Below are 24,547 nucleotides of genomic sequence, written 5' to 3' on the forward strand. Positions count from 1 at the left end.
CCTTGTCGCTTACCCCTGCGCCGGTTCCTTGCCCGCCAGCGGCGCCGTCGCATCGACCAGCCAGGCTGCGGTTTCCGCATCGAGTTCCGGGCCCAGCGTGTCGCGCACCCGTGCATGATAAGCGTCGAGCCAGGCGATCTCGTGACGTTCGAGCAGCGAGAGATCGATCAGCGCCCGGTCGATCGGCGCCAGCGTCAGGGTCTCGAATCCGAACATGGGTCGATCGGCGCCCGCAACATCGCGCTCTTCCACGACCACCAGGTTCTCGATCCGGATACCGAAGGCGCCCGCCCGATAGTAGCCGGGTTCGTTCGAGATGATCATGCCGGGCTTCAGTTCCGCGCCGCCGCCGGATTTTGAGATGCGCTGCGGACCCTCATGCACCCCGAGGTAGGCACCCACCCCGTGCCCGGTGCCGTGGTCGTAATCCAGCCCGGCCGCCCAGAGATGACGGCGCGCCAGGACATCGAGCTGGCCGCCGGTGGTCCCGGACGGGAAAACCGCTTCGGAGAGCGCGATCATCCCCTTGAGCACAAGGGTAAAACAACGCTGCTCCTCTTCACCGACGATACCGGTCGACAAGGTCCGGGTGATGTCCGTCGTTCCGTCGAGATATTGCGCACCGGAATCGACCAGATAGATCTCGCCCGGATTGAGGTTTCGGTTGCTTTCCTCGGTAACCCGGTAATGGACGATTGCGCCGTTCGGACCGGCACCCGAAATGGTGTCGAAGCTCGGACCGCGGAACATCTCGTGCTCGGCCCGGAAGCCATGCAGTCGCTCGACCAGCGTCATCTCGTCGAGACCGCCCTGATGCGCCCGTGCCGAGAACCAACTGAGGAAACGGGCATAGGCAAGACCGTCCCGGAAATGCGCTGCGCGCACGCCAATCAATTCGACATCGTTCTTTACCGCCTTGGCGGCGATGATCGGATCGGCTTCCGAGTCCAGTTTCCCGCCGGCGCGGCGGACCCGCTCCATCGGCCAGGCCGGTGCGCTCTCGGGGTCGATCCTGAGCGTCTTGCCGGCGGCGGCGATCCCGTCGAGCGCCGCCCCGAGTTCATCCCGTCCCCGGATCGTGACCGCATTGCCGAGGTGGGTGCGGACCTCGTCACCGAGCTTCCTCGGATCGACGAAAAGTTCCGTCGACCCGTCGGCGGCAAGCACCGCGAAACAGAGACAGAGCGGCGTGTTCCGCACGTCGTCGCCACGAATGTTAAGCAGCCAGGCGATCGACTCCGCGGAAGTAACCAGCAGGGCATCGACCCCGGCCTCGGCGAGAACGGCGCCGATTTGAGTGCGTTTCTCCTCCGAGCTCCTGCCAGCATAGGCCGTCGGATGCGGTTTCATCGGCTCCGCCGGAGGCTCCGGCCGATCGCTCCAGATCTCATCGAGCGGATTGCCGTCCAACAGCCTGAATTCACCGCCGGCCTTTTCCACCGTCGTGCGCAGGCGTTCGAGCTGACGATCCGTGTGCAGCCACGGGTCGGCCCCGAACCGGGTCCCAGTCTGGAGATTCTCCCCGATCCAGTCGGCAGGCGTCTTGTCTGCGGTGTTTACCCGCTCATACAACGCGCCGTCGACCTGATCCTGGATCTGCAGGCTGTAGCGGCCGTCGGTAAACACGGCCGCCGCTGCCGGCAGAACGACGGCGGTTCCGGCAGAGCCGGTAAAACCTGTCAGCCAGGCCACCCGCTCCGCCGAGGCAGGAAGGTATTCGCTCTGATGTTCATCCGCCCGCGGCACGATCATGCCGTCGACACCCGCTGCCGCCATAGCGGCTCTCAACGCTGTCAGCCGTTCCGCGGCGCCGCCAGTTGCGGACATGCAGTGCCCCCGCTTTTTCCAATGTCACCAACCGTGGCCAGATTAGGCAGCGGAGCGGACGGGAACAAGGGAGCGATACCAGACAGTCGGGTTAGAAAAGTTAACGAGCGATTAAGTCAACGCATGGCAATCTCGGGCATGCATGCGCATAATGCATGACTGAGCTGCAAACACATCGCTCCTCGCATGTCAAGGGACGATCTATATCTCCGTCATCAAACAAACACCCCTAGGGGACGCATGCCATGAATTACTACAAACTGAGCCACGCCGATAATCTGCGCGTCATTGAAGCGGGCCCCTTTGCCGCCCGGGTCAGCAATCCGGGCGACACAGTGATCCGCACCCACAGCCTTCTTTCCGCCGAGATGCAGATCCGCCAGGAATGGAACCGCTACGTCGGCGCTCTTGTCGCGAATGGAGTGAAGAACATGTTCACGAAACTGATCAACCGCCTCCGGATCTCCCGTACGATGGCGGAACTGAACGAACTCGACGATCGCATGCTGGCCGACATCGGCCTGTATCGCAGCGACATTGCCCATGTCGCCCGCAAGCTGGCTGCAGCCACGACCGAGCCGGTTGGCGCGAAGACGATCATCGCGCCGATGGCTGCCGTCGCAGAAGCACCGGCGGTTATCAATATTGAAGCCGCCAATACCGACGAGCACCGGAAAGCCGCCTGATATCCCCTCCCCGACGGAGGCTTTCCAAGCTCGAATGCCGGCGGTTCCGAATCTTCCTCCCGTTCGGAACCGCCGATTTTCCCCTAAGTGAATGCGTCCCTGCCGGCGCGGTCCTCAGACCGCGCCGGTTTTCTTTTCCAGAAGCAGCGTCATCCAGTCACCGTAGCGCCACTTGCGCTCAAGGCGCAGCCCCTGGCTCCGGTGCGCCGCGACGACTGCGGCGGTCTGATGAAACAGCAATCCCGACAGCACGGCCCGGCCGCCCGGCTTCAGATGGCGGGCGAGATCCGGCGCCATCCGGCATAGCGGACGGGCTAGGATGTTGGACAGGATGAGATCGTAGGCGGCCGAAGGCTCCCGGGCGAGGACTGCATAGCCATTCCCGGCATCGGCGCGCACCCGAGCCGCCACCCGGTTCGCGGCTGCGTTCTCCCGCGTGGTCGACACGGATACGGGATCGATATCGACGGCGCGGATCCGCGCATCCGGCCAGATTTTCGCGGCCGCCATGCTGAGGATCCCCGATCCGCAGCCCATATCGAGCACTTTGCGGGGCCGCATCCGGTGCGCCAGCATGCCAATCGCCCGCAGACAGCCTTCCGTCGTTCCGTGTGAGCCGGACCCAAAGGCCTGCGCTGCGTCGACTTCGATGGCCAGAACGGCGCTCGGCGTCTTCCCGCGCAGGTGCGAGCCGTGCACCAGGAAGCGCCCGAACTGCATCGCCGGAAAAGACTCCCGATTGAGCCGGATCCAGTCAGTGTCCGGCAGCAACGCAACTTTTACTTCGGGCAAGGTACAGCCTTCGACCGCCGCCGCGACCGAGAGAGCGGCGACGATCGCGCCCCGGTCCGGCTCCGCGGTCGTCACCCCCTTGAGAACCCAGATCCCGCGATCCTCCTCCTCGAATACGGAAATCGCCTCGACAAAGGGCTCGAGGACATCGGACAGCGGCAGCGCCGCCTCCGGTGAGGTCTCCAGCGAGACCTGCCAAATCGGTTTCATGGCTTGCTCACAAAGCTCGCGACGACTTTCTTGCTGCCGGCCTTGTCGAAGGCGATCTGCAGCTTGTCTCCATCGATGGCAGAAACGGTACCCATGCCGAATTTCTGATGGAAGACCCGCTCCCCGACCTCGAACCCGGATGGCGAAGACCGGTCGACGACATAGCCCTTGCCTTCGAGCAGTGGCGGACCGGCACGGCTCTCGCCGCCGCGCCGGCCGTATCCGGGACCTCTTCCCGACTGGGCCGACCCATAACCGAAACCGCCATCTCCCCAGAGATCGGCGCCGCCAGCCCCAGCGCCGTACCCGCCATAGCGCGAGCCCTGGAAACCCGTCTCGCTTGAAATCTCGACATGCTCCTCCGGCAATTCCTCGACGAAGCGCGACGGTACCGAACTCTGCCACATGCCGTGCACGCGGCGGTTCGCGGCGAAGCTGATATGTACGCGTTTGCGCGCCCGCGTCAGTCCGACATAGGCGAGCCGCCGTTCCTCCTCCAGACCGGCGGCGCCACTCTCGTCGAGTGCACGCTGGTTCGGAAACATGCCATCCTCCCAGCCGGGCAGGAAGACATCGTTGAACTCCAGCCCCTTGGCGGCATGCAGGGTCATGATGCTGACCTGCTCCTGGTCGGCGCTTTCGGCATTCTCCATGACCAGGCTTATATGTTCGAGGAAGCCGGCGAGATTCTCGAACTCCTCCATCGCCCCGCAGAGCTCCTTCAGGTTCTCGAGCCGTCCGGGCGCCTCCGGCGACTTGTCCTTCTGCCACATTTCGGTATAGCCGGATTCGTCCAGTATGATCCGGGCGAGATCGCTGTGATCCTCGACCTCGACGAGGGAGCGCCAGCGCTCGAAATTCTCGATCACCTCGGCGAGCTTGCGCTTTGCGGCGGGCTTGAGTTCATCGGTCTCGACGATCCGCGCCGCGGCCCGGTAGAGCGATGTGCCCTCGTTCCGGGCCAGGTAATGCACCGCCTGCATGGTCGCGTCGCCGATACCGCGCTTCGGCTTGTTCACGACTCGCTCGAAGGCGAGATCGTCGTCGCGCTGGTTAACGACCCGGAGATAGGCAAGCGCGTCTCGGATCTCCATCCGTTCATAGAAGCGGGCGCCGCCGACCACCCGATAGGGCAGACCGATGGTCAGAAATCGCTCCTCGAACTCGCGGGTCTGGAAACCGGCGCGCACCAGTACCGCGATTTCGGAAAGCTTTGCGCCCTTGCGCTGCAGCGCCTCGATTTCCTCACCGACATGACGGGCCTCCGACTCTCCGTCCCAGAGTCCGCGAACCTCAAGCTTTTCGCCGTCGGCGCCCTCGGTCCAGAGGGTCTTGCCGAGCCGGCCCTCGTTATGGGCGATCAGGCCGGACGCGGCGGCGAGAATGCGGGAAGTGGAGCGGTAGTTCTGTTCCAGTCGCACGATCCGCGCGCCCGGAAAATCCTTTTCGAACTTAAGGATGTTCCCGACTTCTGCGCCACGCCAGCCATAGATCGACTGGTCGTCGTCGCCGACGCAGCAGATGTTCCGGTGCTTCTGTGCCAGCAGCCGCAGCCAGAGATACTGCACGACGTTGGTGTCCTGATATTCGTCGACCAGAATGTGGGTAAACTGATCGTGGTACTTCCCGAGCACGTCCGGATGGTTCTGGAAGATGTGTACGACGAGCAGAAGAAGATCGCCGAAATCCACGGCGTTCAGGATTTTCAGACGCTCCTGATAGAGACGGTAGATCTCGACCAGGCGACCGCCGGCCAAATCGCCCGCGTCGTCCCGGCCGACCCTGTCCGGCGTCAGGCCCCGGTCCTTCCAACGCTGGATCACACCCATCATGGCGCGTGCCGGCCACTTCTTGTCGTCGATATTCGACGCCTGCAGAATCTGCTTGAGCAGCCGTTGCTGATCGTCCGTATCCAGGATGGTGAAGTCGGGGCGCAGCCCTACCAACTCCGCATGGCGTCTCAGGATTTTCGCGCCGAGGGCGTGGAAAGTGCCGAGCCAGACCTGCTCCGCCATCGGCCCGATCACTGCCGCGACGCGCTCGCGCATTTCCCGCGCCGCCTTGTTGGTGAAGGTCACCGCGAGCACGTTCCAGGGGCGCGCCGTTCCGGTCGATATCAGGTGCGCAAGGCGGGTTGTCAGCACACGGGTCTTGCCGGTACCGGCCCCGGCAAGCACCAGAACCGGACCGTCCAGATGCCTCACCGCTTCCGCCTGGGGCGTATTCAACCCCTCGAAATACGGTTGGGCCTCACCACTGCCGGGGGGCGGAGTTTCCGGTTCACTTTCAAAAAACAGATCAGTCATACAATCCAGCGCACGATCCGAAAGGGCTTGCCGAGTGCCCTGCCCTTTAACAAAGTTTTAGTAAATTGGACCTTATAGTCTTTCTAAATCGCGGTGGGCTCTTCTGCATTCCGAAAATCCACCGAGAGAGAATACCCCGCTCCATTGTCTAAGGCGCAATTTGCGCTAGCTATATCACAGATAGAAGGGGTCTCGCGTTAGTACGGTTACGGATCCGTTGTCGCACCTTTCAAGAGCCGGTCCCAAATGGTCGCGACAAACGGTAGACGGGGTGCCAATCCTTCACTTGTCCCCAACGGGTGAACGGAGGCACCCCGTCGTCCTTCGAGACCAGCTTTCTCATCGCCCCCCGCTTTCGCCATGCTCTTCGTCGCGCAAACGTTCCAGTGCCTGGTTGTAGGCGCGCATCACCTCCGTCTCATCGAGTTGTCCCACGAGAACAGGCCAGCCGCGTTTGCGGACAACCGGAAGCTGTCCGTCGCGACAAGATCCGAACTGGTCCAACACCGACCCGAGATCCTCATCCACGGCTAGAATCGGGCGCGACCGGTCGATCACGTCATCGAGCTTGAAGTCCCCTTCCGCGCCGCGTGCGAAAGCACGCTTTCCAAGACCGGACAGGGTTACGCTTCCCTTCAGTTGATTTCTCCCGTCGATCACGAACACGACCCCGCCCGGTGCGCCCAGCAATGCCTGCCTGACATCGTCAAGCGAAGCATCGCTTCGCACCGTGGACACATCCTCCCGCATCAGGTCGTTCACGGTCACACCGCTCAGCACGGCGACATCGTGGCTGCCACGCAGATTGATCCCTCGGGCCGATAACTGGTCGTGGAAGATCGACGGTCCGTGAAGGGTCCTCGTCAGCAGAGAGGCGATCACCACGGACACCATGACGGCGATCGTCAGCCGGTAGTCTCCGGTCAGTTCCACGATGATAAGCATGGTCGAGATCGGCGCCCCGAGCACGGCGCCCGAGACCGCCCCCATGCCGACAAGCGTGTAGGCGCCGTGCCCGGAGGAAAGGTCCGGATTGGGAATCGAGGCAACGATTCCGAAGGCGCCGCCAACCATGGCGCCGATGAACAGGCTCGGACTGAACAGTCCACCGCCGAAACCGAAGCCGAAGGAAATACCGGTCGCGACGATCTTCAGCAGCGCCAGAATGATCAGCATGGACAGCGCGTAATTCTCGTTCAGCGCATTGTCCATCCCCTCGTACCCGACGCCCAGGATCTCCGGGTAGTAGATGGCAATGCCGCCGACGACGAGGCCGCCGACAGCCGGCCGGAGCCACAGCGGGAGCCGCGTGAAATCGGCCAGCTGCTGGGAATACCGGAACACGCGCATGAAGGTGACTGCGGCGACCGCGGAGGTGATCCCGAGCAGGGCGAAAGCGCCGAATTCGAAGAAGGACGCGATCTCGTGCGGCGGGACGATAAAGGCGGGCACATCGCCGAAATAGGTTCGCGAGACCACCGTGCCGGCGACCGAGGCGATCACGATCGGGGCGAATGCGGTCAGGGCGTAGTGTCCGATGACGACTTCAAGAGCGAAGAAGACTCCGGCCACCGGCGCATTGAACGATGCCGCGACCGCCGCAGCCACGCCGCAGCCCAGCAGGGTGCGGGACTGTGACCGGTTGAGCCGGAAGCGGCGCCCGATCCAGCTGGCCATGGTGGCGCCGAGATGGACCGCGGGCCCCTCGCGCCCGACCGACGCGCCGGCGCCGATCGAGGCGGCGCTGACGAAGGCCGCACCGAGGCCGACACGCCCCGACACACGACCCGCCCTGAGCGCATTCGCCTCGATCACGTCGGCCACGCCCTGGGGACGCCCGCCGGGCATCAGGTAGCGGACGAACAATCCGATCAGCAGCCCTCCGATGACCGGCGCCAGCAGCACTTGCCACCAGGCGAGCCCGGAAACCCCTGAGGCGACCAGCTCATGCCCGAAGCCGTAGAACCCGGTCTGAATGAGGCCGATGAGTTCGCGGAACAGGACTGCCGCGAACGCCGCCGCGACACCGATGACGACCGCAAGTCCGGACAGCAGCACCTGCTCGTTCCGCAGCGCGACGCGAGCGTGCTTGCGTCCCTCGGAAATCCATTTCGCCGGAAAGCCGCCGGACATGCTCTTCACCGCCGCCGGATGCCGATCGCATGCCCGGCAGCGCCCGGCCGCGGCAGCATATCGTGCAGCTCCTGCAAATCGGCGATTCGCGCCAGACTGGCCGCCGGAAATGGCGCCGGGCGCCGGGTCTCGAGATCCATATGCATGATCATCAGTTCGTTGGTCGCGGCCAGGTAGCCTTCCCCGGCATGATACATCCGGTGGAACAGATGCATCCGCTTGGAATCGTGATCGAGAACCTGCGTCGTAAACCGCAAACGGTCGCCGGGCAGCACTTCGCGGTCATAAGTGACATGCGCCTCCAGAACGAAGACGGACGCCTCTTCCGTCCGCCGGTAGGATTCGCCAATCCCGAGATGGTCCAGGACAGCATCGCTCGCCTTGTCAAAAGCAACGACATAGTAGCCCACGTTCATGTGCCCGTTATAGTCGGTCCACTCGGTGGGGACGGTCAGTTCGCCGGAAGCGAAACACTTGTTCGAATCAGCCGGTTCCATAGGGGCGACCATAACGGCAATTCTGCCGTCCTGCCATGGCACAAAGGGAACGGATCCAGGTGAGGCTGTTGCAATATCTCGGACGGCGCGCGGCGCTCGTCATGGCTCTCGGGGTTTTTGTCGGACTCGCCCTTCCGGACCTGGCCGCCGTCGCGAAACCGCTCCTCGCGCCGACCGTCATCGTCATGCTGACGCTGGCCATGACCCGGACCGACGCTTCTTCCCTCGGCCGGACCAGCCGGCGTTTCGGAACCCACCTGATCGCCCTCGCCTGGCTGCTGGTCGCGACCCCCTGCCTGTTCTTTGTCTCCCTCACCTGGCTCGAGGTTCCGTCGGATCTCGCGGTGCCGCTCCTGATCTGGAGCGGCAGTCCCCCGCTGGTGACGGTTCCGGTGATCGCGCTGATCGTCGGGCTCGACGCCGCCGCCGCGCTGTTTCTCATGGTCGTCTGCACCTTCGCCTTTCCGTTCATCCTCCCCGGCCTGCTGTTCTGGCTGATCGGGATCGAGGTCGATCTCGGAGCCGGCGCCCTTACCCTCAGGCTCGCTCTGATGATTGCCGGCTGCGCGATCGCCGCGACCGTGCTCCGGCGCAAACTGGGCCCGACATTCCTGCGCGAGAAATCGGCAATCATCGACGGGGTCGCGGTGGTTCTCATGCTCGTCTTCGCGGTTTCCGTGATGGACGGGGTTCGGGCCTGGCTGGAAAGGGACCCCGGGACCGTCCTGCTCTACACCGCCGCCGCCTTCGCCGGCAGCATCGTGCTGCAAGTCGCCGGCGGGCTTGTCTTTTTCTGGACAGGACGTCAGAATCAACTCTCCGTTGCCCTGTGCTCGGGCAACCGCAACATGGCGCTGTTCATGGCCGCCGCCGGCCCGGCACTCGGTCCGGAAGCGTTCCTTTTCTTCGCCGTCGTGCAGTTTCCGATTTATATTCTTCCGGTTCTGCAGAAGCCGATTTACCGGTATCTCTCCGGAAAAAGACCTGCAACGCCGGCTGGATCGACGCATTTGTGAACAAGCGGCGCACCCGGCGTTAACGGAATGGCATAGAATCTGAATTAGATTAGATGCGCTCCGTCCAATTCCCGTTTCGGGGCAGCGAAAGGGATAGCGCTTTTGCGTTCTGCGATCACACGAGCGAAACGCCGAGGTCGGCTCGGCATCTGGCAAAGGCGCCTGACCATTGTCGCGCTCACCTCGATCGCGGTTATCGCAAGTTACTTTTTTACCATCGGCAAGGCGCCGAACTATCAGCATCTGGTGGCCGCAACGATCGCCGTATTCGGTTTCTGCGGCCTGATCGCGGACTGGATCGTCTCGCGCGACATCCAGCGCGGCGGCGGTGTCCAGGCGATGCGCTCGGGGGGCACGCTCAGCACCGGCCCCGGGGCGATGGCCGGCCGGCTCTGGGCACAGGGTGAAGGCTTCCGCCTGCACGGCCTGTTTTCCGAGGCCAAGGACAATTTCAGCGAAGCACGGGACTTGTTCAAGGAAGCCAAGGACGATGAAGGAATCGTCGAATGTCTGCTAAGTCTCGGGAAACTTGAACGCGCACGCGGCCGTCCGGACGATGCCGCGCGAAGCTACGAATCCGCCTATAACGCTGCGAACGCGTCCAAAATCCGCACAGGCATGGCCAACGCACTGCTTCAACAAGGCTATCTGCTGATCGAGCGGAAGAGCTTCGACGGGGCCCGGGAAGCCTTTACGGAAGCCGGGCGCTTGTTCTCGGACGAGAACTTCCGATTCGGTGAAGCCAACGCGACGCTTGGACTGGCGGAGGCGGCCATGCAACTCACGAAGGCGGAGGAGGCCGCAGGCGCATTCGAGCATGCGCATTTTCTCTTCAGCCAGGTCGGAGACCGAAGCGGCGAGGCCCATGCGCTCTATTGCCGGGCGGAGATCGACCGCCAGACAAGAAAGACCGCGGAGGCACAGAACCGGCTCGAACGTGCGCTGACCCTCTATCGGCGAACCGGCGATTTCATTGGCGAGGCCATGACCCGGCTCGCCATGACGGACATCCTGCGCCGGCTGGAGCGCGCACCGAACGCCCAGGCCACGGCGCTCGAAGCCGCCGACCGGTTTCGCGACGCGGCCCGGAGAGTCGGCAACAGCACGCTGATGGCCGGCCGCGGCGACATCAGACGCGCACCGATCCGATTCGATTTCGCGCGCGCCCAGGGTACGGTCGCGCGGACCCTGCTTGCCGAGTCGAAGGACGACAGTCTGGAGGCACGCCTCGTCATCGGCCTCGGCGAGATGGAGCGCATGGCCGGCCGGCTGGAAGATGCGCGGGTCAATTTCGAGCGCGCGATCCAGCTCTCCAAGGGTGGAGACAAGCTCCCGATTCTCGCCGACGCACTGAAAGGCAAGGGCCGCGTCGAGATGCAGAAGGGAAACACCCGCGGCGCACGCGAAGTGATGAAAGAGGCCCAGAATCACTACCGCAATGCCGGTGGCACCCGCGACGCGGCGCAGACCCTTATGGATATGGGGCAGATCGACCTGCTGATGGAGATGCCGGACAGAGCCCGCGTCACCTTTGCCCAGGCGCGCACCATGTACCGCGGGCTCAACGAAATGGCGCTGGAAGGGGCTTCACTCCGTGCCGTCGGAGACCTCGAATCGCAACTCGGCCGCCTTCCGCAGGCGCAACAGGCCTATGCCGAGGCGCGTGGACTCTTCCGTCAGGCGGCCGACCATATCAGCGAAGCCGACGCACTGCTCATGATCGGACTGCTTTCGATCAATACCGACAATGCCACCGCCACGGCCTTCGCAATCCAGGCCGGACGGCTCTACAAGGCCGTCGGCACGATCGAGTGGAACCGCCGGGCCTTCGCGCTCGCGCGGCGCATAAGGTAAGGGGAAGACGGTGCCGGGACGAAGCGCGATATTTTTGCAACATCGCCGCGGCAACAAATCGTGGATAAATTGCGCGGCTCTGGCCTTGCTTAAACCGCTATGGTACCAGCTATTCCTCGCGATTGAGGATATAGAGGTTGGCAGCCTTGTGTCCGCGACCTTGGTTGCGAGCTTTGAAATCGGGTGCGAACATCCACCGGGATGCGCAGGTAACGGGTTGGGAAAATGACATTTTTGTCTCGGATGCATCGGGCAGCCGGCGTTTTTCTCGTGCTGTTTTTGCTTGCAGGCTGTGCCTCCGCACCTGAGGAGGCTGCCGAAGGGCCGCAGATCTACGACCCGATCGAGCCGGTCAACCGGGTGTTTTTCGCAATGAACGACGCCGTCGATACGCTGGTCCTGCGCCCAACCGCGTTCGTCTACAAGACCGCCGTGCCGAGTCCCATCCAGGACATGGTCCGGAATTTCCTCCTCTGGCTGCGTTCTCCGGTCGTGGTCGCCAACAGCTTGTTGCAGGGCGACACCCAGAATGCCGGGAACGCGACCCGGCAGTTCTTCGTCAATGGCGTCACCGCCGGGTTGATTGACTGGGGCGACGGACTCGGCTGGGGCTATCGCGAGGAAGATTTCGGGCAGACCCTCGGGGTGCACGGGATTGCCGACGGCCCCTATCTCGTCGTTCCCGTCATCGGCCCGTCAAATGGCCGCGACCTCGTCGGCACGGTCGTAGACATCTTCTTCGACCCGCTTACCTATATTGTCAGCGGACCCGGAGCCCGCAATGCGATCACCATCGCCCGCGGTTCGGGAGAGGCGGTCGATTTCCGCGCCCGCAACTACGACGCATTCAACGACCTGAAGGCATCGTCGGTCGATTACTATGCGCGCATGCGCTCGATCTACCTGCAGCGCCGCGAAGCGGAGATCCGCAACGGACAGCCGCCGAGGGACGTGCAAGCCGCCGACGGCAATCAGGAGTTCGAGAACTTCGAGCCGTCCGATCGCCCCCGCTCCGTGACCGGCGAGCTCCCGGAAAACACGAACTAGCCTGAGGCATCTCGATGACTGTCCTGCATCGCGCGATCTTCGGCCTGCTGGTCTGCGTTTCGCTCGCGGCCTTCCCCGCCCATGCCGACAGCAAGGGCGAAAATGCTGAGAAATTCGTCGCCAAACTCGGCGAAACCGCTCTTGAAATGGTCACCGACAAGTCACTCGTCGGCGAAGCGCGGCGCGAAGAGTTCCGCAAATTGCTGCAGAACAATTTCGACATGGCCTGGATCGGGCAGTTCGTGCTCGGCAAGCATTGGCGCCGCGCGAGCCCCGACCAGCGGGAAACCTATCTCAAGCTTTTCGAAGAAAGCGTCGTCTTCACCTACACGAACCAGTTCGACGAATATTCGGGACAGACCTTCGAGGTTACCGGGAACATCGAATCCGGCCGTTTCACCATGGTGAACAGCAAGATCGTCAACCCGGCCAATCCCGGCAGCAGCGTCCTGGTCGACTGGCGCCTGATCGAGGAAGCCGACAGCTTCAGGATCGTCGATGTCGTGATCGAGGGCATCAGCATGGGGATTACCCAGCGCAACGAATATTCCGCGGTCATCGACGGCAATAGCGGAAAGATCGACTCGCTGCTCGTCAAGATGGAGGAAATCCTGGAGAATCTGCGCAGGCGCGCCTGAGCTCCGCGATCGCCGCCCGGAAACAGAAAACGCCGGCCTCTCGTGGCCGGCGTTTCGCGTTCTACGACCCCTGCCCTCAGGCGCGGGTAATCGGCTTGTACTTGATCCGGTGCGGCTGGGCCGCCTCGGCACCGAGACGGGCCTTCTTGTCTTCTTCATAGGCCTGGTAGTTACCCTCGAACCACTCAACGTGGCTGTCGCCCTCGAAGGCGAGAATGTGAGTGGCGATGCGGTCGAGGAACCAGCGATCGTGGGTGATGACCACGGCGCAGCCGGCAAACTCGAGAAGCGCCTCTTCCAGCGCCCGCAGCGTATCGACGTCGAGATCGTTGGTCGGCTCATCGAGCAGCAGCAGGTTGGCCCCGGACTTCAGCATCTTGGCGAGATGGACTCGGTTGCGCTCGCCGCCGGATAGCTGGCCCACCTTCTTCTGCTGGTCCGCGCCGCGGAAGTTGAACTGGCCGCAATAAGCCCGGCTCTGCATCTTGCGGCGACCGAGATCGATCTCGTCCAGTCCGTCGGAGATCTCCTCCCAGACCGTCTTTTTCCCGTCGAGGGAATCGCGCGACTGATCGATATAGCCAAGCACCACCGTGTCGCCGACGGTGAAATCGCCGTTGTCCGGTTGCTCCTGGCCCGTGATCATGCGGAACAGCGTGGTCTTGCCGGCGCCGTTCGGGCCGATCACCCCGACGATGCCACCCGGCGGCAGCTTGAAGGACAGATCGTCGATCAAAAGGCGGTCGCCGAAGCCCTTGGAGAGGTGATCGGCCTCGATCACCTGATCGCCGAGACGCGGACCGGCCGGAATGACGATCTGCGCGGTGTCGCCGGCCTTCTCCTGGCTCTGCGCGAGCAGTTCCTCATAGGCATTGAGGCGCGCCTTGCTCTTGGCCTGGCGGGCGCGCGGCGACTGCCGCACCCATTCCAGTTCCTGCTTGAGGGTGCGCTGGCGCGAATCCTCGGCCCGGCCTTCCTGCTCCAGCCGCTTCTGCTTCTGCTCGAGCCAGCCGGTATAGTTGCCCTCGTAGGGAATACCGCGGCCGCGGTCGAGTTCGAGAATCCAGCCCGCGACCTCGTCGAGGAAGTAGCGGTCGTGGGTCACGGTCACCACGGTGCCGGGGAAGTCGTGCAGGAAGCGCTGCAGCCAGGCGACGGACTCGGCATCGAGGTGGTTGGTCGGCTCGTCGAGCAGCAGCATGTCGGGCGCGGAAAGCAGCAGCTTGCAAAGCGCGACGCGGCGGCGCTCGCCGCCGGAGAGCTTGCTGACATCGGCATCGCCCGGCGGCAGACGCAGGGCGTCCATGGCGATCTCGACCTTGCGGTCGAGGTCCCAGGCGTCGGCGGCGTCGATCTTCTCCTGCAGTTCGGCCTGCTCGGCGAGGAGATCGTTCATCTCGTCGTCGGTCATTTCCTCTGCGAAGCGGGCGCTGACCTCGTTGAAACGGTCGAGCAGTTCCTTGGTCTCGCCCATGCCTTCCATGACGTTGCCGTACACGTCCTTGTCAGGATCGAGCTGCGGTTCCTGCGCGAGATAGCCGACTTTCACGCCGTCGGCCGCCCATGCCTCGCCCTGATACTCCTCGTCGACTCCGGCCATGATCCGGAGAAGAGTCGACTTGCCGGCGCCGTTGCCGCCGAGCACGCCGATCTTGGCGCCCGGCAGGAAGGACAGATGGATGTTCTTCAGAACCTCGCGCCCGCCGGGATAGGTCTTGCTCAGACCCTTCATCACATAGATGTACTGATAGGCTGCCAAGGGGCCGCTCCTGTCGAGAATGAAAAACTCTTTAGAGGGCGCAGTTTTAGACAAGTGCGGCGGCGGCGGCAACTAGCCGCTGATCGCGCCCTGAACCATCGGCTGAAGCAGATCGATTACCTCGAGACGGGCGCGCAGTCTGCGCCGCTCCCGGCGGTCGAGGATCGCAGGATCGATCGTCGACGACGGCGCTTTTCCCGCTTCGAGATCGGCGAGTTGCTGCCGCAGGACGACCGCCATGACCGTTTCGAGCGCGTCCGCGGCCGCGGACGCATCTCCTTCCGAGAGCACACCTTTCTCTCTCAACAGGCGCAGACGCTCGGTCGTGGAGGTCGCCTCGATGCCATGACGCAGCGCAAGCACCCGCGCGGCCGAGACCAGCGGCAGGGTCCCGCCGATCTTCAGGTCGACGCGCCCGTTCTTGAGCTGGAAGCCGCTCAGCAGCCCGAACGCGTCCCATGCGAGCGGCGGACGGAAACCGCCGATATGCTGCACGAGGTTGCCGAGGAACACGGTCTGTTTCGCAACGGCCGCGATCGCGTCGTGGCGCAGCGAGGCCGCGAGCGCGGCATCGCCCAGTACCGGGGCGAAGTCGAAAAAGATATCGACATTCATGATGCTCTCGCCCCGCGCGCTGCCGATCCATCCGGCAACCCGCTCGCGCCAGCTCGCCGGCGTACCGCGCCAGAGCGGATTGGACGCCATGACGCCACCGTTGCAATAGGGCACGCCGGCGGCATCGAGGATATCCGACAGCCGCTGGCCCCACTCCGCGAACCAGGCATCGTCCGCCTCCGTCCCGTCGAAGATCACGGCATTGTCCTGGTCCGGCGACAGCAGGCTCTCGCCGCGGCCGCCGCTGCCGAGCACCAGCAGGACGTATGGCGCGGGCGGTGGACCGAGGCCTTCCCGCTCCATCGCGGCAAGTGCCAGCAGGCCCGCGCGCTCCGTAGAATCCCGCATCGCCGCGCTGATCGCGCCGGCGACGGTCGTTCCCCGACCGCCGTCCTGGAGGAGCGCCCGCACCAGGTCCGGCAGGCGCGCCCGGGCCGCGGCGATGGCCGCGGCATCGGGCGCCGCCTCGATCGCATCGCCGAGCGCGAAGGCGGCGGTGTTGCGGGTCTTCAGGATGGTCCGGAGCGAAACCACGCCGACGATCTTCCCGCGCGGATCGGTGACCGCGAGATGGCGGATACCAAGCCGCTCCATCCGCCCCATGGCCTTGTAGACAAGTGCGTCGGCCGGAAGCGACTGAACGGGCGACGACATGACGTCGTGGACCGCCGTGCCGGAACTCCCGCCGGTCGCGATGTGGCGGACGATGTCCCGTTCGGTAACGATGCCTGCATGGGCGCCGGACGCGTCCCGCACCAGGATCGAGCCCACGTCGCGTGCCGCCATGGCGGCGGCCGCCTCTTCGAGGCTTGCTTCCGGGCCGATATCCAGCGGCTCCCAGGTCACCACGTCGCTCAGACTGTGGCGGTAAGGATAGCTGTCGAACATGGTGCCGGCGTCCATATCCGGTCCCCTAGTCCCGGCCCCACGGACGCGGCGCCGCCACGTCCAGGGCCGCTCCGTAGTCGGCGATTCCCCTCAGGCGCAATTCCGGCACCATGGCGTTGAACAGCTCTGCGGTCACGATCGCATCGCCGAGCGCCGTGTGCCGGCCGAAGATGCTGAGCCCCATCGCCTCGGCGGCGCTGTCGAGCCCGATCCTCTCGTCCGGCGCGATATGCTTGAACAGCGCCATCGTATCGAGCGCCGGTGCGGCAAGGGGCGGTAGCTTGTGTCGCTTCGCCTCCGCCGCCAGGACCGCGAGATCGAAGCCGATCTGGTGGCCGACAATGACGCATCCCTTGCAGAACAGGGTCAGTTCCTCCCAGAGCTCCGGCAGCGCCGGCGCGCCGGCGACCAGTTCGTCGCCGATCCCGTGCACCCGGAAAGAGCGTTCCGGGATCGGGATTCCGGGTTTGACCAGAAGGTCGAGGCAGGCGCCGGTGAAGACATGGCCGTCCTGCACCCGAACCGCCCCGATGGAAACGATTCGGTCGCGCGCCGCCTCAAGCCCCGTCGTCTCGAGGTCGAGGCTGACCACAGGCAGGGCGCCGAGCGTGGTGGAAGCGAGAAACGGCACCGGCTCGGGTGCGCGACTGCCCAGGCTCAGGTCCATCGCCGTCTGCTCCGGCACAACCTCTTCCACCGGAGCGAGGAACGAGATCACCCCGCCTTCCGCCAGCCCCACGACCTGGGCGTCGACGGCGCCGCCCTCGGTATCGTTCAGCGGGAACTCGACCGGACGCCTGCCTTCCCGCGCGCGCCGCAGCGCCGCATCCAGCAATCCATGATCGACGATGGAGAAAATGCTGTGCCCGGGAGCGGTGCCGAACTCGCCGAGACGGCGACGGGCCGCGGCATTGGACAGAGCGACCAGGCCCGAGCCGGTGAAAACGATCACCGCGGCCGGGATCCCCGCGAGAACGCCAGCGATCCAGGTGCCCTCGGATTCGTGTCTCTGGCGCCGGATGAACGCCCGCTCGACCGCCTGGGACAGACCCGCGATCTCCCCCGGCCCGCCGGTGAACTGCCGCCAGCGTGCCGGCAGCCGCCCGGTACTGGCCGCAAGGTCGAGGTCTTCCTTCATCTTGTCCAGATCGCCGATATGCGCCGCGATAATGCCGTAGACCGCGTAGGTGAGCAGCGCCGCCAGAGCCGTCCCGGCCGCTGGCAGGACAAGCAGGGACCAGTCCGGGTCGTCCGCGGCCAGGACATGGCGGACGGCAAAGGCGGCCAGCATGACGACAAGGAGAACCGGGACTGCCGAGAGCAGAATCGCGTGGGTGCGACGGGTCCGGTAACGCATGACGATCGCATGGCGGAGCGGCGAGTTGTCCCTGTCGCGCGCGGGCGCCACGGCGCTACTCGGCGGCCGGGCGTATCGCGGCGAAATCCTCCGCGACCGCATCGGCCTGCAGCAAGGTCGTCAGCCGGACCCGAATGTCCTTCCATTTGAAGCGGATGGAGTTCCGAACGATTCCCTCGTCATGGATCTTCAGTTCGTCGGCGATCGGCGCCCAATGGACGAGCGCATCCTCGCTGTCCTTGAAGGCAGCCAGCGGGTCTTCCGGGTCCGCTTTGACGAGGCGCAGACGGGCCTCCGCGCGCTTGACCGCGTCCGCCCAGTCCGGAACCGTGCGCGCGGGCTCGTCATATCCGGAAAGCGCCGACCGGAGCATCGCAAGCGCCAGATCCCGCTCGCCCGCCTCGTCCAACCGGTCACGGCATCCGGCGGCGAGATATCCCGCAAGGTCGGTCGCGCAGGCGAGGAAAAGCTGCCACTTCGCGATGTTCAGCGATTGGGCAAACAGATCGTCGTCGAAAAGCTGCGTATAGCGCGTCCCCGCACGCGTCCGGACATAGCCGTAGAGCGTGGTCTGGGCGACGAAGGCCGCCCGGGTGCTCACGAATTCGGACGCCGATTCGACATTGTCGAGCGGCTCTTCGTTCCAGCGGGTCGAGAACGGCATGAACAGTCTCGCCTTCCGCCAAAACTCCCTCAAAACACCATGAAACATAACAACTTTCCGAGTTTCATACGCACTACAGTAAACTCAAGACCTTCACAATTCTGTAGCTGATTCGACTAATCCGTCATAGACTAAGAATATTGCTTGGTACATGCGATACACAAAAATCGTCAATCAATGACGAGGGTATGAAAGGGGGGTTACTACAATGGCGCAAGCCGACTCCAATCATGAAGCTCATTGGCAGCGCACCAAGAGTCTGACCATCACTGTACTGATAATCTGGTTTATCTTCGCCTTCGGTGTGCACTGGTTCGCGCCGCAGCTCAATCAGATCTCCATCCTTGGATTCCCTCTCGGCTTCTACATGGCGGGCCAGGGATCACTCTTCGCATTCGTCGTCATCATTTTCTGGTTCGCGCGCGCCCAGAACAGGATCGACGAGGAATTCGGCGTTGCCGAAGAAGATAACGAAGACGAGTAGAGGAGATCCGACATGAAGGGTGATTTCATCCAAAACCTGGGGAAGATCTACGGCCTCTACACGGGCGGGTTCCTCCTCTTCATTATCCTGATGGCCATTCTCGAACAGGCCGGTGTCAGCGCTGACACGATCGGTTACCTGTTCGTCGGCTTCACCATTGCGATCTACGCCCTGATCGGCGTGCTGTCGCGCACCATGGCGACGGACCAGTACTATGTCGCCGGCCGGCAGGTTCCGGCGCTCTATAATGGCATGGCGACGGCGGCGGACTGGATGTCCGGCGCATCCTTCGTCGCCATGGCGGGCGGCATCTATTTCGGCGGTTACGGCTATATGGCCTTCCTGGTCGGCTGGACCGGCGGCTATGTGCTCGTCGCCTCGCTGATGGCGCCGTATCTTCGCAAGTTCGGCTGCTACACGGTTCCGGATTTCATCGGCACACGCTACGGCGGGAACTTCACGCGTCTCTGCGCGGTGATCGTTCTGGTGGTTGCGTCCTTCACCTACGTGACGGCGCAGATCAACGCCACCGGCACGGTCGCGGCCCGGGCGCTGCAGATTCCGTTCGAAGTGGGCGTCTGGTTCGGCCTTGCCGGCATCCTCGTCTGCTCCATGCTCGGCGGCATGCGGGCGGTGACCTGGACCCAGGTGGCGCAGTACATCGTGCTGATCATCGCCTACATCATCCCGGTCGTCTGGATGTCGAACAAGAGCGGCTTCGGCCTGATCCCGCAGCTGGCCTACGGCGATGCCGTCCAGCGGGTGCAGGAACTCGAGACCCTGCACCAGGTGGGCGTGCTGAAACCGACCGAGGCCTTCGCCGGACTGAAGGCTCTGACGGTGCCGATCAATGCGCCTGGCGAGACCTTCATGGAGAAATGGAAGTTCGCCACCCTGGTGCTCTGCATGATGTGCGGCACGGCTTCCCTGCCCCATGTTCTCATGCGTTACTTCACGACGCCGTCCGTGCGGGCCGCGCGGCTCTCGGTGGGCTGGTCGATCCTCTTCATCTTCCTGCTCTACTTCACGGCGCCGGCGCTTGCGACCTTCACCAAGCTCTCGCTGCTCGACCCGAACCTTGCGACCGGGATCATCGGCAAATCCATCGCCGACGTGAACGCGCTCGAATGGGTCCAGAAGTGGACCGCGGTGAACTTCCTGGCGGTTTCCGACTCCAACGGGGACGGGATCCTGCAGATCAACGAGTTCTTCATGCGGACCGGCATCGTCGTGCTGGCCACGCCTGAGATCGCCGGTCTGCCCTATGTGATCTCGGGCCTGGTGGCGGCGGGCGGCATGGCCGCGGCCATGTCGACGGCCGACGGGCTCCTGCTCGCCATCGCCAACGCGCTCAGCCACGATCTGTACTACAAGATCATCGACCCGAATGCGGAGACCAGGACCAGGCTCATCGCGGCCCGGATCCTGCTCCTCGTGGTCGGCGGCGCCGGAGCGTTCGTGGCCAGCCTGAAACTGACCTCGATCCTCGGGGCGGTGGCCTGGGCCTTCGACTTCGCCTGCTCCGGGCTGTTCTTCCCGCTGGTGCTCGGCATCTGGTGGAAACGGGCAAATCGTCAGGGAGCGATCGCCGGCATGATCGGCGGGTTCGTTGCCGGCACCGCCTATCTCTACTACGTCCACTTTGCGGGCGGCGAACCGTGGATGGGCATCGACCATCTCCGGTTCGGCATGATCGGCATGCCGGTCAGCCTGATCGCCATGATCGTGGTCAGCCTGATGACGGAAGAGCCGGACGAGGAAACCCAGCGCATGGTCGACGCGGTGCGTACGCCGCGCGGCGAAACGGTCCTCGCCAGCACGCACTAGGCGACATCTTTCACATCCGGGACGGCTTCAGCCCCGTCCCGGACAGACTTGAAGAGAAATCCGGGACGGGCCAAGCTTCGTCCCGGATTTTTTTTGCGCCCAATCAAAAGAAGAAGCGGCGGGAGGATACGCCCCAATGGATGCAAGCGCCTTTCCCCTCTGGATCCTGATAATCGACTACGTGCTCGGCACGGTGATGTGGACCCTGTTCGGCCGCTTCGCGATGTCGATCTTCCTGCCGGAGGATTCGAGCTTCTTCTTCATGCGCTTCTTCGTCCGCGTGACGAACCCGCTGCTCCGCTTCTTCGGTCCGGTGACGCCGGGCTTTCTGCTACCGTGGCTGCATCCCCTCTACGTCGCCTGGTTCTTCTTCATGATCCGCTTCTACCTGATGCCCTGGCTGCTCGGGTATGGCGCGATGGGGATGCTCTCGCTGCCGCTGGAAAGCGAAATCTCCTACATGGTGTACGACCTGATCGGGCAGCTGGTTGGGCGATAGGAGTCGCCGGTCATCATCCCGGATCAAGTCCGGGATGACGGGCACAATTTATCGCCCCGCGATCCGGTCGCGGAGCACGAGCGCCCTTCGCGCGCGCTCCACCACCGGGACGTCGATCATCTTGCCCTGGAAGCTGACCGCGCCGAGGCCTTCGGCCATCGCGGCATCGTAGGCCGCGACCATCGCCTCCGCCGTCTCGACTTCTTGTTCCGTCGGGCTGAAGACCGCGTTCAGGATCGGCACCTGGGCCGGATGCACGCAGGAAGCGCCTTCCATACCGAGGGCGCGGGCGCGTTCGGCGCTGGCGCGGAACGCCTCCATGTCTGTGATCTCGGCGATCGAGCCGGCGAAACCAAGCGGCAGGATGCCGGCCTCGCGGGCGGCACGCTGGACGAGACGCATATCCTCGACCAGATCGCCCGGACCGAGTGCGGGCATGCCGAGAGCCGCGGAATAATCCTCCTGGCCGAGAGAAAGCCCCTTCAGGCGCGGACTCGCCCCGGCGATATCGCGGACGTTGTTGAGGCCGCGCGGGGTCTCGATCAGGCCCATGAAGCAGATGCTCCCGATCTCGAGCCCGCGCTCGCGCTCAAGTTCCTCCACGGTCTCGTCAAGGAAGGCGAGATGATCGGCGCTTTCGAGCTTCGGCAGGCAGAGGCCGGAGACCTCTGGCCAGACCGCCGCCTCGAGATCCTGCACGGCGAGGCGCCAGGGGCGGTTGATGCGCACCAGCACCTCGGTGCCGGCATTGGAAATCACCTGGGCCGCGTCCCGCAGCGCCTTGCGCGCAGCGGGCTTCTCCGCCGGCGGGATGCTGTCCTCGAGATCGAGCTTGATGGCGTCGGCGCCGCGCCCGGCTGCCTTCTCGACAAAGCGCTCGTTGGTCACCGGGACATAAAGGAGAGAACGCCAGAGCGGCAGGGTTCCGGCCATGGTCAGATCACTCCCGCTTCCGTCAGACGCGCCTGCTCGGCGGTATCGATCCCGACCCCGCCCCAGATTTCCGCATTATGTTCGCCGAGTTCCGGCGCCGGGCTGCGCACCGCTCCCGGCGTATCGGAGAGCCGCGGAATTACCGTATGCATCGGCAGGGTACCTATCTCCGGGTCCGGGAAGGCCTCGACCACGCCGCGGCCCTCCATGTAATCGTCGTCGGCAAGCTGCGCGACGTCGGCCACCGGGCCGACGGTCACGCCCGCCTTCTCGAAGATCTCGAGGCATTCCGCCTGGGTGCGCTCGGCCATGTAGTCCGCCACGATCGGATCGAGGATATCGTTGTTCTTCACCCTGTCCGAGTTCGTCCTGAAGCGCGGATCGTCAATCAGGTCCGGGCGGCCGATGGTACGGAACAACCGCTCCGCCATCGCCTGGATCGAGCCGGAAAGCGCGACGTATTTCCCGTCCTTGCAGCGATAGGTATTGCGCGGCGCGGTCAGGTTGGAGCGGCTGCCGGTGCGCGGCGGCACCTTGCCGCTGAGCGCGAAGTTCGCCGCTTCCGGGCCGAGAATGGCGTGGATCGGCTCGAACAGGGAAAGGTCGATGCTCTGCCCCTTTCCGCCCGAGACTTCGACGTTTCTGAGCGCAACCATCACCGAGAAGGCGCCGTAGAGCCCCGCGATCATGTCGGCCAGCGCGAGAGGCGGCAGCACCGGCGGGCGATCGCCGAAACCGTTGAGGGCCGCGAAACCGCTCATCGCCTCGACCAGCGAGCCGAAACCCGGCTTGTGCTTCCAGGGCCCGGTCTGCCCCCAGCCCGAGACCCGGACCAGAGTCAGTTTCGGATTCCGTGCCTGAAGGACGTCCGGCCCGAGCCCCCAGTCCTCCAGCGTCCCCGGCTTGAAGTTCTCCACCACCGCGTCGGCGGTCTCCACCAGCTTCAAGAACAGCGCCTTGCCCTCCTCCTTGCGGAGGTCGAGAGTGACGCTCTTCTTGTTGCGGCAGAACACCTTCCAGTGGGTAGCGACACCCTCGGTGCGCCAATTGCGCAGGTCGTCTCCGAAGCCCGGACGCTCCAGCTTGATCACTTCGGCACCGTAATCCGCCAGCACATGGGTCACCATATTGCCGGCGACGAGGCGCGAGAGGTCGAGCACCCGCACGCCATCGAGCGGCAGTCTCGCGCCGGTCCGGTAATCGTTCGCCGGATAGCGCCCCGGCCGCGCCTGGGCACCGCTCATGCCGCCGCTCCCTCAGCGCCGGCACGCGCTGCAGCCAGAAAATGCCCGGTTTCTTCCTCGCCTGTATTGAAGGCGGTCACGAGACGGATTCCGACCGAGCCGTCCGGCGCCTCGCCAAATGCGTAATACTGGCAACCCGCGGCACGCAGCGCCTGATGTACCGGCGCGGAAATGCGGGCGAAGATCTCGTTACCGTCCACCGGGTGCAGCAACTCGACGCCAGGCAGTTCCCTGAGCCCGTCCGCAAGGGTTCTCGCTGCCCCGTTGGCGTTCGCCGCATATCGCAGCCAGTTGCCGTTCTCGAGATAGGCGCAGAGCTGGACCGAGAGAAATCGCATCTTGGAGAACAGATGACCGCCGCGTTTGCGCCGGAACTCCACATCCTTCGCCAGCGCCGGGTCAAAGAAGATCACCGCCTCGGCGGCGTATGCGCCGTTCTTGGTGGCACCGAAGGAGAGCACGTCGATTCCGGATTTCCAGGTCGCTTCCGCCGGAGTGCAGCCGAGTGCGGCAACAGCGTTGGCGAAGCGGGCCCCGTCCATGTGCAGCTTCAGTCCGGCGCCATGCGCCACATCGGCGATGCCACGGATCTCGTCCAGGGAATAGGCCGTACCCTTCTCGGTCAGCTGGGTGATGCTGACCGCCGCCGGCTGGGCGTGATGCACCGCAGAGGCTGCGCTCGGATCGCCGAGCCTCGCGGCGAGATCGTCGGCCGAGATCTTGCCGTCCGCGCCGCCGAGGACCGTCAGCTTGCCGCCGCCGATATAGAATTCCGGCGCCGCGCACTCGTCTTCCTCGATATGCGCGCCCTCATGGCAGTAGATCACGCCATAGGGTGGCGAAAGCGTCGACAGCGCGATGGAATTGGCCGCCGTGCCGGTTGCGACCGGATAGGCGGCAAGTTCGGTCTCGAAGGTCTCCGCCGCCATTCGGCGAAATTTCTCCGTCAGGTCGTCATTGCCGTAGGGCATGGCGAAACCGGAAGCCGCCTCTGCGAGGGCCGCGATGATTTCAGGCGCCGCTCCGCCGACATTGTCACTGGCGAAATTGACCTTCCAGGCGTTGGATTGGGATTTCATGCCTTGCTTTCCGGGATGAGGGCGACATTGCCGAGGGGCTCGCCCGTCGCCAGATCGACGACGATCAGGCGGATCAGGTCTTCAGGTCCCGTGACCTGGAGGATCATCTTGCCGTCGTGATACTGCGACGGACCGAGCGTCGCTCCATCGGGAATGACAACGCGCAGCGTCTCCGAATTCCACTTGCTCATT

The 24,547-nt window shown here is 64.2% G+C and carries 21 protein-coding genes; 8 read left to right on the forward strand and 13 right to left on the reverse strand.

What is annotated here, in order from left to right; all coding sequences use genetic code 11:
* Positions 1–9 precede the first annotated feature (9 nt).
* Entirely contained in the window at positions 10–1,827 is a 1,818-nt protein-coding gene (locus tag ACOOE1_RS08875) for a M24 family metallopeptidase (RefSeq protein WP_420405986.1), read from the reverse strand.
* A 245-nt stretch (positions 1,828–2,072) separates the two neighbouring features.
* Here ACOOE1_RS08875 and ACOOE1_RS08880 point away from each other — a divergent pair, with 245 nt between their 5' ends.
* Positions 2,073–2,513 (forward strand): DUF1127 domain-containing protein, encoded by a 441-nt coding sequence (locus tag ACOOE1_RS08880; protein WP_420405987.1) that lies wholly within the window; start codon positions 2,073–2,075, stop codon positions 2,511–2,513.
* A gap of 114 nt (positions 2,514–2,627) precedes the next feature.
* Here the strand turns inward: ACOOE1_RS08880 and ACOOE1_RS08885 are convergent, their stop codons facing one another.
* From ACOOE1_RS08885 to ACOOE1_RS08900, 4 genes are all read right to left on the reverse strand, one after another.
* The gene (locus ACOOE1_RS08885) at positions 2,628–3,515 is read right to left on the reverse strand and encodes a 50S ribosomal protein L11 methyltransferase (protein ID WP_420405988.1); all 888 of its coding nucleotides are present in this window, start codon (positions 3,513–3,515) and stop codon (positions 2,628–2,630) included.
* Positions 3,512–5,821, reverse strand: a complete 2,310-nt coding sequence (locus ACOOE1_RS08890; protein WP_420405989.1) for an ATP-dependent helicase — start codon at positions 5,819–5,821, stop codon at positions 3,512–3,514. The genes ACOOE1_RS08885 and ACOOE1_RS08890 overlap by 4 nt, the downstream gene beginning before the upstream one ends.
* Positions 5,822–6,160: 339 nt before the next feature.
* Positions 6,161–7,954 (reverse strand): chloride channel protein, encoded by a 1,794-nt coding sequence (locus tag ACOOE1_RS08895; RefSeq protein ID WP_420405990.1) that lies wholly within the window; start codon positions 7,952–7,954, stop codon positions 6,161–6,163.
* Between the two features lie 5 nt (positions 7,955–7,959).
* On the reverse strand, positions 7,960–8,451 hold the full coding sequence (locus ACOOE1_RS08900; RefSeq protein ID WP_420405991.1) for a thioesterase family protein: 492 nt from the start codon (positions 8,449–8,451) through the stop codon (positions 7,960–7,962).
* A 59-nt stretch (positions 8,452–8,510) separates the two neighbouring features.
* On the opposite strand from ACOOE1_RS08900, the gene ACOOE1_RS08905 reads away from it, so the two are divergent.
* From ACOOE1_RS08905 to ACOOE1_RS08920, 4 genes are all read left to right on the forward strand, one after another.
* Complete coding sequence (locus ACOOE1_RS08905; RefSeq protein ID WP_420405992.1) at positions 8,511–9,467, forward strand: hypothetical protein; 957 nt, start codon at positions 8,511–8,513, stop codon at positions 9,465–9,467.
* Positions 9,468–9,569: 102 nt separating this feature from the next.
* A complete protein-coding gene (locus tag ACOOE1_RS08910) occupies positions 9,570–11,321 on the forward strand; it encodes a tetratricopeptide repeat protein (RefSeq protein ID WP_420405993.1) in 1,752 nt (583 codons plus the stop codon).
* A gap of 225 nt (positions 11,322–11,546) precedes the next feature.
* Positions 11,547–12,368: a VacJ family lipoprotein gene (locus ACOOE1_RS08915; RefSeq protein WP_420405994.1), complete on the forward strand. Its 822-nt coding sequence runs from the start codon at positions 11,547–11,549 to the stop codon at positions 12,366–12,368.
* 14 nt (positions 12,369–12,382) lie between these two features.
* Positions 12,383–13,006: an MlaC/ttg2D family ABC transporter substrate-binding protein gene (locus ACOOE1_RS08920; protein ID WP_420405995.1), complete on the forward strand. Its 624-nt coding sequence runs from the start codon at positions 12,383–12,385 to the stop codon at positions 13,004–13,006.
* Positions 13,007–13,082: 76 nt separating this feature from the next.
* Here the strand turns inward: ACOOE1_RS08920 and ettA are convergent, their stop codons facing one another.
* From ettA to ACOOE1_RS08940, 4 genes are all read right to left on the reverse strand, one after another.
* Positions 13,083–14,765 carry an energy-dependent translational throttle protein EttA gene (ettA, locus tag ACOOE1_RS08925; RefSeq protein ID WP_420405996.1) on the reverse strand — a complete coding sequence of 561 codons (1,683 nt, stop codon included), beginning with the start codon at positions 14,763–14,765 and terminating at the stop codon, positions 13,083–13,085.
* Between the two features lie 72 nt (positions 14,766–14,837).
* Positions 14,838–16,283 carry a DUF294 nucleotidyltransferase-like domain-containing protein gene (locus ACOOE1_RS08930; RefSeq protein ID WP_420405997.1) on the reverse strand — a complete coding sequence of 482 codons (1,446 nt, stop codon included), beginning with the start codon at positions 16,281–16,283 and terminating at the stop codon, positions 14,838–14,840.
* Between the two features lie 10 nt (positions 16,284–16,293).
* Entirely contained in the window at positions 16,294–17,676 is a 1,383-nt protein-coding gene (locus tag ACOOE1_RS08935; RefSeq protein WP_420405998.1) for an exonuclease domain-containing protein, read from the reverse strand.
* A gap of 4 nt (positions 17,677–17,680) precedes the next feature.
* A complete protein-coding gene (locus ACOOE1_RS08940; protein ID WP_420405999.1) occupies positions 17,681–18,289 on the reverse strand; it encodes a hypothetical protein in 609 nt (202 codons plus the stop codon).
* A 208-nt stretch (positions 18,290–18,497) separates the two neighbouring features.
* On the opposite strand from ACOOE1_RS08940, the gene ACOOE1_RS08945 reads away from it, so the two are divergent.
* The 3 genes from ACOOE1_RS08945 to ACOOE1_RS08955 all read left to right on the forward strand — a co-directional run bounded on the left by ACOOE1_RS08945 (position 18,498) and on the right by ACOOE1_RS08955 (position 21,099).
* On the forward strand, positions 18,498–18,773 hold the full coding sequence (locus ACOOE1_RS08945; RefSeq protein ID WP_420406000.1) for a DUF4212 domain-containing protein: 276 nt from the start codon (positions 18,498–18,500) through the stop codon (positions 18,771–18,773).
* A gap of 12 nt (positions 18,774–18,785) precedes the next feature.
* The gene (locus tag ACOOE1_RS08950; RefSeq protein ID WP_420406001.1) at positions 18,786–20,600 is read left to right on the forward strand and encodes a sodium:solute symporter family protein; all 1,815 of its coding nucleotides are present in this window, start codon (positions 18,786–18,788) and stop codon (positions 20,598–20,600) included.
* A 136-nt stretch (positions 20,601–20,736) separates the two neighbouring features.
* Positions 20,737–21,099 (forward strand): hypothetical protein, encoded by a 363-nt coding sequence (locus ACOOE1_RS08955; protein WP_420406002.1) that lies wholly within the window; start codon positions 20,737–20,739, stop codon positions 21,097–21,099.
* Positions 21,100–21,147: 48 nt separating this feature from the next.
* Here the strand turns inward: ACOOE1_RS08955 and ACOOE1_RS08960 are convergent, their stop codons facing one another.
* Genes ACOOE1_RS08960 through ACOOE1_RS08975 form a run of 4 tightly spaced genes read right to left on the reverse strand, consistent with a single transcriptional unit; the run spans position 21,148 to position 24,546 of the window.
* Positions 21,148–22,032, reverse strand: a complete 885-nt coding sequence (locus ACOOE1_RS08960) for an HpcH/HpaI aldolase/citrate lyase family protein (protein ID WP_420406003.1) — start codon at positions 22,030–22,032, stop codon at positions 21,148–21,150.
* Between the two features lie 2 nt (positions 22,033–22,034).
* The gene (locus ACOOE1_RS08965; RefSeq protein ID WP_420406004.1) at positions 22,035–23,276 is read right to left on the reverse strand and encodes a CaiB/BaiF CoA transferase family protein; all 1,242 of its coding nucleotides are present in this window, start codon (positions 23,274–23,276) and stop codon (positions 22,035–22,037) included.
* Entirely contained in the window at positions 23,273–24,355 is a 1,083-nt protein-coding gene (locus ACOOE1_RS08970) for a threonine aldolase family protein (RefSeq protein WP_420406005.1), read from the reverse strand. Before ACOOE1_RS08970 ends, ACOOE1_RS08965 begins: the two co-directional genes overlap by 4 nt.
* Complete coding sequence (locus ACOOE1_RS08975) at positions 24,352–24,546, reverse strand: hypothetical protein (RefSeq protein WP_420406006.1); 195 nt, start codon at positions 24,544–24,546, stop codon at positions 24,352–24,354. Before ACOOE1_RS08975 ends, ACOOE1_RS08970 begins: the two co-directional genes overlap by 4 nt.
* Position 24,547 lies beyond the last annotated feature (1 nt).

This window comes from Nisaea sp. (assembly GCF_965216895.1).
Taxonomy (GTDB): Bacteria; Pseudomonadota; Alphaproteobacteria; order Thalassobaculales; family Thalassobaculaceae; genus Nisaea.